Below are 12,099 nucleotides of genomic sequence, written 5' to 3' on the forward strand. Positions count from 1 at the left end.
GGCCGTCGGATCGTCGTGGGGCCAGGCGTTCGGGTCGCCTTGGCCGGGGCGTTCGAGTCGCCGTTGGGCCAGGCGTTCGGGTCGCCGTTGGGCCAGGCGTTCGGGTCGCTGCGTGGCCAGGCGTTCGGCTCGCCGTGGGGGTGGTCGTTCTGGTCGCCGTGGCCGGGGCGCTCGGGGCGCCGTGGGGGTGACGAGCGGTGGAAGGACGCTCGGACAGGCGCTTTCGCTGGCGCCGGGGGTGGTGGCAGCATGGCGGCCGTGACTTCGACACTCTCCACTGCCGACGTGCAGAAGCGGACACGGTGGGTGCTGTCGTCGGCGCAGGTGTTCTCTTCGCTCGGGAACGGGTCGACGCTGGCGCTCGGGTCGGTCCTCGCCGTCGACCTCTCGGGCAACGAGGCTCTCGCCGGCACCGCGACCACCGCCCTCGGTCTGGGGGCGGCGCTGAGCGCGGTGCCCCTCGCCCGGCTGGCGGCGGCCAAGGGGCGGCGCATCGCCCTCGGCAGCGGGTTGATCGCGGCCATCTGCGGCACGTTCGCGATGGTCGCGGCCGTCATCTGGTCGTCGTTCGCGCTGCTCGTGGTGGGATCCGTGCTGGTCGGGGTGGCGACGGCGGTCAACCTGCAGGCGCGGTTCGCCGTCACGGACCTCGCCGAGCCCGAGCATCGTGGCCGCGACCTGTCGATCGTCGTCTGGGCGATCACCGTCGGCGCCGTCCTCGGCCCCAACACCGTGACGCCGGGCGCCGCGATCGCACAGGTGCTCGGGTTGCCGCCGTACGCGGGCGCCTTCCTCATCTCGGCGGCCGGCATGGTCGTCGGCGGGGTCGTCATCCTCACGCTGCTCCGACCCGATCCGCTGTTGACCCGGCGCGCCCTCGACGGCGCGCCGACCGCCACCGGCAGCACCCACTCCTGGGCCGGGGGCGCGCGGATCGTCGCCTCGCACCCCGTCTCCCTCGCGGCCGTCGTCGGCATGATCGGGGCCCACGCGACCATGGTCGGGGTCATGTCGATGACCCCGCTGCACATCGCCCACCGCATGCACGACGCGCCGCAGGCCGACACGCTCAGCGTCATCGGGGTGACGATCTCGCTGCACATCGCCGGGATGTACGCGCTGTCGCCGGTCATGGGCGTCCTCACCGACCGGCTCGGCCCCAAGACGGTCACGGTCGGCGGTCTGGTGGCGCTCCTCGGCGCGGTCGCGCTCGCCGGCCTGGGCGCCCCGCATCTCATGCTCGTCACGGCCGGCCTCGTCCTGCTCGGGCTGGGGTGGTCGGCGTCGTCGGTGGCGGGCGCGACGATGCTCACGAGCTCGCTGCCACCCGCGCAGCGCGTGGAGGCGCAGGGCTTCACCGACGCTCTCGTGTCACTGGTCGGCGCGATCGGGGCGGCAACCGCCGGGCTGGTCATGGGCGCCGCTGGCTACCCGGGCGTGGGCCTGGCGTACGGCCTCGTGTCGGGGGTAGCGGCGATCGTCGTGCTCGCCCTCACCCCCCGCAGCCGCTCGCTATCCCCCGAGGCCGCGGCCTGAGCTCACGAGCCACGCTGTGTCGCAATCCGTTTCGCGACCAGGGCCGGAGCGTTCGCGGACTCGGGTGGCCGGGAGCACCGGGAGGGGGCTAGGTTGTCGGCGGCGCTCCAGGGGTGGGGCGTTCCTTGGTGGACCGCCTTTGGCGGCGCCTGACGGTTCGGAGGCACCCTTGGATCGTTCCTGCTGGCCTGTGCGCGTGCAGCACGTCCCCGCCGCACACCCCTACACGCGGTCGATCTCGGGCCCGGCAGCGACGTTCCTCCCCGACCCGGCGGTGCCCGGAGCCCCCGCCGGCCAGTGGTGGCCGCCGACCGCGCTGCGTCCCGAGTGGGTCGCCGAGGCCACCGACCACGTCGATGTCGTCCACCTCCACTTCGGCTTCGAGCACCTCACTCCGGCGCAGGCACGCGCGTGGGTGAGCGCCCTGCGTCGGCATCGCGTCGGCCTCGCCTTCACGGTGCACGACCTCGTCAACCCTCACCTGCGCGACCAGCGCGGCCACGAGGACCTGCTCGATGTGCTCGTACCCGCTGCGGACGTGCTCACCACGCTGACCAGCGGTGCCGCGGCTCGGATCCGGCAGCGATGGGGGCGTGAGGCCGTCGTTCACCCCCACCCGCTCGTCGTCGCGCCCGCATGGGTGGAACGGCCGCGCAGGACCGCCTCGGTGTGGACCGTCGGCGTGCACCTCAAATCACTGCGGGCCAACATCGACCTCGACGCGGTCCTGCGAGCGATCGAGGTCGTGCGTGAACTCGGTGACGCCGTCCTGCGGGTCCACGTGCACGCCGACGTCCTCGACACAGGGCACCCCCGGCACGATCCTCGCCTCGCGACGATCCTCGCCGCCCACGGCGGGCACGTCGACGTGCGAGTTCACGACCCCCTCGATGACGCCGCGTTGTGGTCCGACCTGCTCGCCACCGACCTCGCACTGCTGCCCTACCGGCACGGGACGCACTCCGGCTGGCTCGAGATGTGCCACGACCTCGGCACCGAGGTTCTCGCCGCCGACGTCGGGGACCTGAATGAACAACACCCGATCCGCTCCTACACGAGCCTCGACGACCTCGCCGGACGACTCGTCGCGGCACACGAGGCACACAGGGCCGGGATTCGGCCCGAGCGCCCCTCGGCCGCCGCCCGGCTCGCCGAACGCGACATCGTGGCCCGCCTGCACACGAGCCTCCACCGGGACCTCGCCAGGCGGGTGGGCGGATGACCGACGCGACCACGCCCTTCGCCCCGGCACCGCGGACGATCGGCTTCTACGTGCACCACCACGGCTCCGGGCACACGACCCGGGCGACACAGATCGCCGGCAAGTGTCGCGACCGGGTCGTCGGGTTCTCCACGGCCACCGAGCCGCCCGACTGGCCGGGGGCCTGGCACGTCCTGCCCGACGACACCGCCGAACCGCCCGCGGGATCCGACCCGACCGCCGGCGGAGTGCTGCACTGGGCACCGACGCAGCCCCATCCGTACGGCGAGCGCATGCAGCGCCTGGCCGCGCTGCTCACCGACGAGCGGGTCGACCTCCTCGTCGTCGACGTCTCCGTCGAGGTGACGCTGCTCGCACGACTCCTCGGCCTCCCCGTGGTCGTCGTCGCCATGCGCGGCTACCGCAACGACCGGCCGCACACCCTCGCCTACGACGCCGCCCGCCTCCTGCTCGCCCCCTGGCCCGCGGCGTTGCCCGAGCCGGGCCTGCCCGGGGGCCCGGTGCTGAACGTCGGTGGCATCTCGCGGTTCGACGCTCACCTGCGCGACCCCGGCGCCCCGCGCCGCGACGGGCTCGCCGCAGTCGACAGCCGAGTCGACACCCCAGTCGACCCCGACGGCGGCGCGGGACGCGTGTTCGCCCTCTGGGGGCGCGGCGGCGGAGAGTGGCCGGAGGAGGTATGGGCCCGCATCGAACAACGGACGCCGGGCTGGACGTGGCGGCGAGGCGCCGACCCCGTCGACGTGTGGGACGAACTTCGCCACGCCGATGTCGTGCTCACCCACGCCGGCCAGAACGCGGTCGCCGAGGTGGCCGCCGCACGGCGTCCGGCCGTCGTGGTGGCCCTGCCGCGACCCCACGACGAACAGCGCGCCACTGCGGCAGCGCTGGGTGATGCCGACCTCGCCGAGGTCGTGCAGACCGACCATCGGGGCCTTCCTCCGGTCGACCTCGACTGGCCGGGGCTGCTCACGCGGGCCCGCCGGCGGGACGGGCGCCGCTGGTCGACGTGGAGTGACGGGTTCGGCGCCCACCGCGCCGCTCGGGCCGTCGAAGCCGCGGCGCGTGACCGGGATCTCGTCGCCGCCACCGCGCTTGTGACGATCGTCCACGGTCGCCACGATCACCTGAGCGGGCTGCTCTCCGGCCTCGCTGCCGGGACCCACCTGCCCGAACGGCTCGTCGTCGTGGCCATGGACGATGCCGTCGTCGACGCGGTCTGCGCACAGGCCTGCGCAGGCACCGGCCTCGTCCCCGACGTCGTGCACGTCGGGCGGGCTCCTGGTGGGCGGCTCCCCCTCGCCCGCGCCCGCAACGCCGGTGCCACGCGAGCAGCCGAACTCGGTTGCGACACCCTCGTCTTCCTCGACGTCGACTGCATCCCCTCACCGACCCTCGTCGCCACGTACGCCGACCTGGTGCGTGGAGCCGGCGCCGGGCACGACGACACCCACCCGCGCCGCCCGCACGTCGTCGCGGGCACCGTCGCCTATCTGCCACCGGCGCCGCGCGACGGCTACGACCTCGCCCACCTGCCCGAGCTCGCGCGGCCGCACCCCGCCCGGCCCGCGCCGGCTCCCGGTGAGCGGATCGTGGCCGACGACCTGCGGCTCTTCTGGTCGCTGTCGTTCGCGACGAGCGTGGACGACTACCGGCGCATCGGCGGGTTCTGCGAGGAGTACGACGGCTACGGAGGCGAGGACACCGACTTCGCGATGCGCCTCTCCCAGCTCGACGGGGTGCTCACGTGGACCGGTGGCGCCGACGCCTGGCACCAGCACCACCCGACGCAGAGCCCACCGGTCGACCACCTGCACGACATCGTCCGCAACGCCAACTTGTTCGCGGCCCGCTGGGGGTGGCACCCGATGGAGGGCTGGCTCGACGCCTTCGCCGAGCGCGGGTTGGCCTCCTACGACGGAGACCGGTGGGTCGTCACCGCGGTCGACGACGAGGCCACGGCATGAACGCGACGCCACCGGCGCGACGAGAAGAGGCGGATCCCGTCGTGCTGCACGTCGTCGTCGGGCCTGCGCGCCACGGCGTGACCCGCCACGCCCTGGGGCTGCTCGATCAGGCGCCCCTCGTCGGCCATGCCGTCCACCGGGCCGAGGAGCTGCCCGACCTGTCGATCCTGCCGCCGGCGCGGCTCACCCACCTCCACCTCACCGATCACCTGCTCGCCCCGACGGCGGGGGAGTGCGCGGAGCGCGTCGTGCCGCTCATGGAGCGCCGCGCGGTCTCGCTCACCCTGCACGACCTACCGCAGCCGGCCGATGGTGAGGGCCGTTACGAACGCCGACGCGCCGCCTACGCGGCGATGGCCTCGCGCGCCGCGGGCGTGGTCGTCGCGAGCATGCACGAGCGAGACCTGCTCACCACGGCCCTTGCCGAGGAGCGCCTGCCCGCCGGTGGGCCGATCGAGGTCGTGCCCCTGCCACTGCCGGGCCAGGTGCCCGGTGAGTTCGTGGCGAGACCTGCGACGATGCCGCGCGAGCTGGCCGTCTTCGGCTACGTCTACCCCGGCAAGGGCCACGCCGACGCCGTCGAGGCGGCCGGTGCGCTCGGTGTCGCTCTCGTCGCGCTTGGCGAGCTCTCCCCCGGCCACGAGGGTCTCGGCGACGAACTGACCCGACGGGCCCATGAGCTCGGCACGACCGCGCGGATCACCGGTCACCTCCCCGAGGAGGACGTCGTCCCCACGTTGCGGGCCGCGGGCGTGCCCGTCGCGCCACACCGCCACGTCTCAGCCTCCGGGTCGATCGGCTCGTGGCTCGCCGCCGGCCGTCGGCCCCTCGTCCCCGCCGGGGGCTACGTCGACGAACTCGACGCGCGTTGCCCCGGTGCGGTGCTGCGCTACGGGCACGGAACTCCCTACTGCGACCTCGTCGCCGCCGCTCGCGCGGCCCTGGCGGCGCCGGAGGTCACGTGGCTCGATCCCGGCGTCCGCCTCGGCCCCGACGCGCACGAGTGCGCACGTCGACTCGCCCGGATCCTCGACGGATGGGCCGTCCGATGAGCCGCCCGGTCACCGGCCCGCGCGTCGGCGTGGTCGTCGTGCACTACGAGGCGCCGAGGAGCCTGGACCTCGTGCTCACGGCGTTGGCCGACTCCCCCGTTCCGTTGCAGGTCGTCGTGGCCGACGACGGTTCGGCGACCCCGCCCGACCCTGGCCCCCGGCCCTATCCAGTTCGGGTCGTCACCCAGCCCGACCTGGGTTTTCGTGCCGCGGCCGCCCGCAACCTCGGGGCTCGAGCGCTGCTCGAGGCCGACCCCGACGTCGAGGCGCTGTTCTTCCTCGACGGAGACACGATCCCGACCGCCGGATACGTGCCGGCCCTACTGGCCGCCCTGCAGGAGACGGCCATCGAGGCCCCCGACCGTCGCGCGCTCGTCGTCGGCCGCCGTCGGTACGCCGACCTCGCCGGTCTGACCCCCGACGAGGTGCTCGCCTTCGTCGCCGAGCCGAGTCGACACTCCGAGCGTGTGCTGCCCGACACGGCGTGGCTCGACGAGGGCTACGCCGCCACAGAGCTGCTGCGAACGGCCGACGACCGCAGCTACCGGTTCGTCATCAGCGCCGTGCTCGGCCTGACCCGCGAACTGTGGGAGGCCACCGGCGGGTTCGACGACTCGTTCGTCGGGTACGGCGGCGAGGACTGGGACCTCGCCAACCGGGCGTGGCTCGCCGGGGCCGATCTGCGGCACGCCCCGAACGCGGTGGCCTGGCACGACGGGCCCGACGCGTCCGGTCGAGACGTGGAGTCCGACGAGCACACGCGTCTCTCGACGAAGGATCTCGAGACCCGCCGGGTGGCCGAGGTCGTCACCGAACCGGGCGCGCGGGACCCCGGACTGCTCTGGGCCAACCCCGACGTCGTCATCGAGGTCGACGACGACGGATGGCGGTCCGCCGACACCCTGCTCACCTGCGCCGACCTGCTGCGCGGCACCGACGCCCGGATCTGGTTGTCCCGCGGCGGCATTCTCGACGACGGCACGTGGCCCGAGTCCGACCCGCGCGTGCAGCGGAGGCCCGTCGACGAGCGAGTCCGACTGCGCGCCCGCCACCGCGTCCGCGTCACCCGCCCCCTCCGGCTGCGCACCCCGCTGGCCGACCTCTGCGCGAGGGCACCGCTCGATCTCCCCGGCCTGACGATCGCCAGAACTCGAGACCTTGCCCGCGCGCAGGCGGCAGAGGCCCCCACGGCACCCGCGTCCTCTCCGCCCCCGGCCGAGGTTCTCGACGCCGTCCGGGCTTCCCGCCCCGACGGGCGGCTCGAGGCCGAATGGGGATGGCTCACCACGGACGAGCTCCCCCCGTTGCTTCCCGCCGACCGCACTTCGCGCACCCCGTCCACCCGGACCCCGCAGACGAATCCCGACCCCGGAGGCCCACGATGATCGACCCCCGCAGCGCCCTGGCCGAGCATCTGCCTCCCCCGCTACCTGCCCGGGTGATCACCGCGCTCGCCGAGCTGCTCGAATCGGGCCGCGCCCTCGAGATCGTCGACGCCGGTGCGAGCCCTCTCGTCGGCGAACCGCCGTGCTACGCGCCCCTGCTCGAGTCCGGCGTGGCCCGAGTCACCGGGTTCGAGCCCGACCCCGAGGCGATGGCCGCCCTCGCGGATCGCACGAGCGACACCGAGCAGTACCTGCCCACCGCGCTCGGCGACGGCGACGAGCACACGCTGCGCACGTGCTCCGAGGCCGGGTTCTCCTCGCTGCTCGAGCCGGACGCGGCTCAGCTCGCGGTCCTCACCGACTTCTCCCGCCTCGCGGAGGTCACGGGGCGCACGCCGGTGACGACCTCGCGTCTCGACGACGTCGGGCTGGACAGGGCGGATCTGCTCGTCCTCGACGTGCAGGGCAGCGAGCCGGCGATCCTCGACGGCGCCGTTCGCCTCCTGGCGTCGACGTTCGCGGTGCAGGTCGAGGTGGCGTTCCACCGGCTCTACGAGGACGGCCCGACGTTCGCCGACGTCGACGCCCGGCTGCGGGAGGCCGGCTTCGTGCCGCACGCGTTCGTCACGAGCCGCACGTGGCCACTCGCCCCCGTGGCCTGGGACGACCCGCTGCAGGCCCGTGCGCGTCACCTCGTCGAGGCCGACCTGCTGTACGTGCGCGACCCGGCCCGCCTCGCCGACCTCGACGACGATCTGCTTCGCGCCGGGGCCCTCGTCGCGGCGGGTGCCTACGGATCGCTCGGTCTCGCCCTCGTCTGCCTGCGCGAACTCGTGCGTCGAGACGTCCTGCCCACGGCCGCGGAGGCGCGATTCCGCGCGCTCGTCGAGCCGACCGTCAAGGACGCGACCGCCGACCTCACAGATGCCGGGGCGTGCTGATGCGGCTGGCCGTGCTCGGACCGACGTGGCATCACCTCGGAGAACCCTTCGCCGGCGGGCAGGAGTCGATGGTCGCCGGCCTCGTCGGCGGGCTACGCGAACGGGGGCACCACGTGCTGCTCTACGCCCGCGAGGGCACGCCGACAGGTCTCGCCGACCGGCTCCTCACCTACCCCGACCTGCCCGCGATGAGCAGGGCCGCCCGCGACGACCTCGGCGACGACCCGCGGGCGCTGCGCGACCTCGCCGACCAGCACGCCTACGCCTGGGCGACCGGTGACCTGGTGCAGCGCACGGGCGTGGACCTCATCCTCAACCACAGCTTCAGCCCGCTCCCGCTTGCGTTCGGCCACACCCTCTCGGCGCCCGTGCTCACGACCCTGCACACCCCGCCACTGCCGGGGATGGAGATCGGCGCCGCGCTCGCCGTACGGGCTGCCCGCTACGTCGCGGTGAGTGCGCATACGGCGCGCGCCTGGACGACACTCCCCGACGTGGCCGTCGTACCCAACGGGGTCGACGAGCAGCGATTCCGCCCCGGTCCGGGCGGCGACGGGCTCGTGTGGGTCGGCCGCATCACCCCCGAGAAGGGGCTGCCCGTCGCGCTTCGCGCGGCCCGGCACGCCGGTCTCCCGCTCACGATCGTCGGCCCGGTGAGCGACGCCGGCCACTACGAGCGCGACGTGCGTCCCCTGATGGACGACACCGTGCGTCATCTCGGGCACCTCTCACAGGCCCAGATCCGCGACGTCCTCGCCCGCAGCGACTCCGCCCTCGTCACCCCCCGCTGGGAGGAGCCGTTCGGCCTCGTCGCGGCCGAGGCGATGATGTGCGGCACTCCCGTCGTCGCTCTCGATCGCGGCGGCGTGCGCGAGGTCGTCGGCGACGAGGGCGGAGTGCTCGTGGCGGATCGGGACGGTGACGACGACGCGGCCGCGCGAGCCCTGGCCGCGGCCGTTCCCCGCGCGTTGCGCATGGATCGAGGAAGAGTGCGCGCCGACGCCGTCGCCCGACTCTCGGCCACGGCGATGATCGAGCGCTACCTCGAGATCATCGACGCGATGATGGCACGTCCCGGTCACGTGGTCGAACGGGCTCGGATGCCGCACGCCCACCTGCCACGACGCGGGATCACCCCAGATCGAGGTAGTTCTCCAGCCCCACGGTGAGGCCCGGCCGGCTTCCCACCTCACGCACGCCGGCGAGCACCCCGGGCATGAAGCTCACACGGTCGTAGGAGTCGTGGCGGATCGTCAACGTCTCGCCATGGCCGGCTCGGTCGCTGATCGGAACACGGACCTGGTCGGCCGAGCGGCCCGCCGCTACGCTCAGAACAGCTGCCACCCCCGCCGGCGCCGACCCCAGGAGCCTCAGCATGGCCAGTCCCGATCGTCAGATCGTCTCTTCGTTGCTGCGGCAGCATCGAGCTGCCACCGTCGAGCTCCTGCAGGATCTGGACGACGACCGATGGGCGACGCAGTCCCTGTGTCGCGCGTGGACCGTGCGGGACGTCGCCGCCCACCTCGCCCGGCAGCACGCCGTGCGCCCCACGGAGATGATCCCGGGTTGGTGCGGGCCCGTGGACGCATGAACGCCTTCGTCGCCGACGTGGCTCGGACGTGGGCGCGGCGCGACCGCGACGCGATCCTCGCGCAGCTGCGCGACAACGTCGAGACCGGTGTGACGCCCCCTGGTGTGCCGCGGTTGGCGCCGCTGGCGGACGCAGTGCTGCACGGGCTCGACATCCGGATCCCGCTCGGGCGATCGGTGCCTGTGGATCACGAGTCCTTCGTGCTGCTCGCCGACTGGTTCACCGGACTCCGCGGACCCGCCGCCATGCTGCTGGGTGGGTCGACCAAGCGCCGACTCACCGGCGTCCGTGTCGTGGCGGAGGACCTCGACTGTGCCTACGGCACCGGCGCCGAGGCCCGGGGGCGCTCCGACGTCGTGCTGGCTGCGCTCGGTGGCCGCTCGGTGCCGGCCGACTCGCTCAGCGGCCCCGGCGCGGGGTTGCTGCGATCACGCCTCCCAGCGCCTGCGGCCGGCACTGAGAAGCCGGATCTCCGGTAGCGTCCTTCATGGACATGGATGTGCAGTCGTCGCGGCAGCCACCCATCGGCCTGCTGCTGCGACGGCTCGACGGCCTGATCAACGCCGAGTTCGAAGGAGTGTGGGCTGCCCATGACATCACCCGTCGGCAGTGGCAGCTGCTCAACGTCTTGCTGCCTGGCCCTCTGACCGCAGACGGCCTGAACTCCGCCGTACAGGACTTCCTCGATCGTGATGCCGGCGAGACGGCCGCGGACCACGTGGGACCACTCGTGGAGCGCGGACTGATCAGCTATGACGACCTGACGTACGCCCTCACCGCTGCCGGAGGCCGACTGCGCCGGGACGTCGGCGTGGACGTCCAGTCGATCCGGGACCGGCTGGTGGCCGGAGTCTCGGAGAGCGAATACGTCCGCACCCTGCAGACCCTCCAAGCGATGATCGGTAACCTGCAGCCGGACGGGAGCGGGTGACGCCGGCCTCAGGTCACGGCGTCCCCACCGCCCGACCGCGCCCCGGCCACGTCGCGGAACCGGCCAGCGCGGGCCTCCCCCACCTGCCACGACGCGGGATCACCCCAGATCGAGGTAGTTCTCCAGCCCCACGGTGAGGCCCGGCCGGGTTCCCACCTCACGCACGCCAGTGAGCACCCCGGGCATGAAGCTCACACGGTCGTAGGAGTCGTGGCGGATCGTCAACGTCTCGCCCTCGGCACCGAAGAGCACCTCCTGGTGGGCGACGAGCCCGCGCAGCCGTACCGCGTGGGTGTGGATGCCCGACAGCTCGGCACCGCGGGCCCCGTCGGGGTCGTGCTCGGTCGCGTCGGGCACCGGGTCGAGACCGGCCTGCGCGCGAGCCTCGGCGATCATGCGGACCGTGTTCGCGGCCGTCCCCGAGGGCGCGTCGACCTTGTTCGGGTGATGCAGCTCGACGACCTCGACCGACTCGTAGAACCGGGCCGCCTCGCGGGCGAAGCGCATCATGAGCACCGCACCGAGGGCGAAGTTGGGCGCGATGAGCACCCCCACCGTCGGGGACGAACCCAACTGCGCACGCACCGCGTCGAGGCGCTCGTCGGTCCAACCGGTGGCGCCGACGACCGCGTGCACACCCCGCTCGATGCAGTGCGCGACGTTTCCCGGAGCCGCGTCGGGGACCGAGAAGTCGACCGCGACCTGCGCCCCGCCCAGATCGCCCAGCTCGTCGTCGACGTCGATGCGGGCGACCAGCTCCATGTCGCCGGCCTCCTCGACCGCCCGGCACACCGTGCTGCCCATGCGCCCGGCCGCGCCGATGACGGCCACCCGGATACGGTCGTTGCTGCCCATGTCGTTCCTCCACGCACGTCGAACCGTTCGATTTCGGCCACCCTATCGACGCTCTCCGACAGTCCTCTCGGGTCTCTCCGGTGCCGTCGAGCGGTGCTGGGCCGTTGCGTGTCACGGCTCGATGACGATCCCCCCTCGCCCCTCTACAGGAGGTGACAAACCTCTTACTATGGAAACATCCCTATGCACACTCCCGGATGGTGATTCATGAGTGTCGCCCTCGCCAACCCACCGACCGACCCGTTCGTCATCGACGTCTTCCGACGCAGCCTCGGGGAGCTGTGGTTCCAAGTGGCCCCGCTGTGCCAGGGCGTCGACGACCCGACCGTGCTCGACGCGACCCTGCGGGCCCGCGCCGACTCCGAGGGCAGCCACCTCGTTCACGAGCTCGAGGCCCTCCTCGTCGGCTGGCCGCACTACGACTCCGCGCAACGGGCGGTGCTCACCGCAGCCGTCGCCTACGTCGCCGGCACCGTTCCCGGTGACCACGAGGCGATCGTGGTCGACGGTGACAAGGTCATCGACGCCGCCGTTCGCTCGATCCTCCGCAGCAGCTGAACCATCCGCGCCGGCACCGCGTGTGCCGGCGCCGCTCCTGGTCGAATCGCGCTCGCCCACC

General features: G+C 73.3%; 12 protein-coding genes and 1 pseudogene. 11 read left to right on the plus strand and 2 right to left on the minus strand.

Features of this window, described 5'->3' with window-relative positions:
- Positions 1 to 249: 249 nt before the first annotated feature.
- The 7 genes from BN1197_RS16300 to BN1197_RS16335 all read left to right on the plus strand — a co-directional run bounded on the left by BN1197_RS16300 (position 250) and on the right by BN1197_RS16335 (position 9,272).
- A complete protein-coding gene (locus tag BN1197_RS16300) occupies positions 250 to 1,536 on the plus strand; it encodes an MFS transporter (protein WP_245851985.1) in 1,287 nt (428 codons plus the stop codon).
- Between the two features lie 196 nt (positions 1,537 to 1,732).
- Positions 1,733 to 2,758: a glycosyltransferase family 1 protein gene (locus tag BN1197_RS16305; protein WP_141397316.1), complete on the plus strand. Its 1,026-nt coding sequence runs from the start codon at positions 1,733 to 1,735 to the stop codon at positions 2,756 to 2,758.
- A complete protein-coding gene (locus tag BN1197_RS17920) occupies positions 2,755 to 4,725 on the plus strand; it encodes a glycosyltransferase family 2 protein (RefSeq protein ID WP_245851987.1) in 1,971 nt (656 codons plus the stop codon). The genes BN1197_RS16305 and BN1197_RS17920 overlap by 4 nt, the downstream gene beginning before the upstream one ends.
- Positions 4,722 to 5,777, plus strand: coding sequence for a glycosyltransferase family protein (locus tag BN1197_RS16320; RefSeq protein ID WP_052466872.1), 1,056 nt, complete (start codon positions 4,722 to 4,724; stop codon positions 5,775 to 5,777). The genes BN1197_RS17920 and BN1197_RS16320 overlap by 4 nt, the downstream gene beginning before the upstream one ends.
- Positions 5,762 to 7,162 (plus strand): galactosyltransferase-related protein, encoded by a 1,401-nt coding sequence (locus BN1197_RS16325; protein WP_052466873.1) that lies wholly within the window; start codon positions 5,762 to 5,764, stop codon positions 7,160 to 7,162. The genes BN1197_RS16320 and BN1197_RS16325 overlap by 16 nt, the downstream gene beginning before the upstream one ends.
- A complete protein-coding gene (locus BN1197_RS16330) occupies positions 7,159 to 8,103 on the plus strand; it encodes an FkbM family methyltransferase (RefSeq protein WP_082043998.1) in 945 nt (314 codons plus the stop codon). Before BN1197_RS16325 ends, BN1197_RS16330 begins: the two co-directional genes overlap by 4 nt.
- Positions 8,103 to 9,272, plus strand: coding sequence for a glycosyltransferase (locus BN1197_RS16335; RefSeq protein ID WP_245852017.1), 1,170 nt, complete (start codon positions 8,103 to 8,105; stop codon positions 9,270 to 9,272). The genes BN1197_RS16330 and BN1197_RS16335 overlap by 1 nt, the downstream gene beginning before the upstream one ends.
- Here the strand turns inward: BN1197_RS16335 and BN1197_RS16340 are convergent.
- A pseudogene (locus BN1197_RS16340) lies at positions 9,235 to 9,369 on the minus strand (4-hydroxy-tetrahydrodipicolinate reductase); the annotation flags it as partial. The gene BN1197_RS16335 and the pseudogene BN1197_RS16340 overlap by 38 nt on opposite strands.
- Before the next feature lie 109 nt (positions 9,370 to 9,478).
- Between BN1197_RS16340 and BN1197_RS16345 the strand changes: the two are divergent.
- The 3 genes from BN1197_RS16345 to BN1197_RS16355 are packed head-to-tail and all read left to right on the plus strand — an operon-like array spanning position 9,479 to position 10,625.
- On the plus strand, positions 9,479 to 9,694 hold the full coding sequence (locus tag BN1197_RS16345; protein WP_052466875.1) for a maleylpyruvate isomerase N-terminal domain-containing protein: 216 nt from the start codon (positions 9,479 to 9,481) through the stop codon (positions 9,692 to 9,694).
- Positions 9,691 to 10,173, plus strand: a complete 483-nt coding sequence (locus tag BN1197_RS16350) for a hypothetical protein (protein WP_052466876.1) — start codon at positions 9,691 to 9,693, stop codon at positions 10,171 to 10,173. The genes BN1197_RS16345 and BN1197_RS16350 overlap by 4 nt, the downstream gene beginning before the upstream one ends.
- A gap of 8 nt (positions 10,174 to 10,181) precedes the next feature.
- Entirely contained in the window at positions 10,182 to 10,625 is a 444-nt protein-coding gene (locus tag BN1197_RS16355; protein WP_141397317.1) for a MarR family winged helix-turn-helix transcriptional regulator, read from the plus strand.
- 99 nt (positions 10,626 to 10,724) lie between these two features.
- Here BN1197_RS16355 and dapB read toward each other — a convergent pair whose 3' ends face one another.
- Positions 10,725 to 11,480, minus strand: a complete 756-nt coding sequence (gene dapB, locus BN1197_RS16360) for a 4-hydroxy-tetrahydrodipicolinate reductase (protein ID WP_040161949.1) — start codon at positions 11,478 to 11,480, stop codon at positions 10,725 to 10,727.
- Between the two features lie 207 nt (positions 11,481 to 11,687).
- On the opposite strand from dapB, the gene BN1197_RS16365 reads away from it, so the two are divergent.
- Positions 11,688 to 12,038, plus strand: a complete 351-nt coding sequence (locus BN1197_RS16365; RefSeq protein ID WP_040161951.1) for a hypothetical protein — start codon at positions 11,688 to 11,690, stop codon at positions 12,036 to 12,038.
- Positions 12,039 to 12,099 lie beyond the last annotated feature (61 nt).

Origin of the sequence: Mobilicoccus massiliensis (genome assembly GCF_000826525.2) — a bacterium.
In the GTDB taxonomy this organism is placed as follows: domain Bacteria; phylum Actinomycetota; class Actinomycetes; order Actinomycetales; family Dermatophilaceae; genus Mobilicoccus; species Mobilicoccus massiliensis.

Excerpts from the sequence above, each read along its gene's own strand:
- BN1197_RS16300 (WP_245851985.1), top strand. The coding sequence starts at position 250 with ATGGCGGCCGTGACTTCGACACTCTCCACTGCCGACGTGCAGAAGCGG.
- BN1197_RS17920 (WP_245851987.1), top strand. The coding sequence starts at position 2,755 with ATGACCGACGCGACCACGCCCTTCGCCCCGGCACCGCGGACGATCGGC.
- BN1197_RS16320 (WP_052466872.1), top strand. The coding sequence starts at position 4,722 with ATGAACGCGACGCCACCGGCGCGACGAGAAGAGGCGGATCCCGTCGTG.
- BN1197_RS16325 (WP_052466873.1), top strand. The coding sequence starts at position 5,762 with ATGGGCCGTCCGATGAGCCGCCCGGTCACCGGCCCGCGCGTCGGCGTG.
- BN1197_RS16330 (WP_082043998.1), top strand. The coding sequence starts at position 7,159 with ATGATCGACCCCCGCAGCGCCCTGGCCGAGCATCTGCCTCCCCCGCTA.
- BN1197_RS16335 (WP_245852017.1), top strand. The coding sequence starts at position 8,103 with ATGCGGCTGGCCGTGCTCGGACCGACGTGGCATCACCTCGGAGAACCC.
- BN1197_RS16345 (WP_052466875.1), top strand. The coding sequence starts at position 9,479 with ATGGCCAGTCCCGATCGTCAGATCGTCTCTTCGTTGCTGCGGCAGCAT.
- BN1197_RS16350 (WP_052466876.1), top strand. The coding sequence starts at position 9,691 with ATGAACGCCTTCGTCGCCGACGTGGCTCGGACGTGGGCGCGGCGCGAC.
- BN1197_RS16355 (WP_141397317.1), top strand. The coding sequence starts at position 10,182 with ATGGACATGGATGTGCAGTCGTCGCGGCAGCCACCCATCGGCCTGCTG.
- dapB (WP_040161949.1), bottom strand. The coding sequence starts at position 11,480 with ATGGGCAGCAACGACCGTATCCGGGTGGCCGTCATCGGCGCGGCCGGG.
- BN1197_RS16365 (WP_040161951.1), top strand. The coding sequence starts at position 11,688 with ATGAGTGTCGCCCTCGCCAACCCACCGACCGACCCGTTCGTCATCGAC.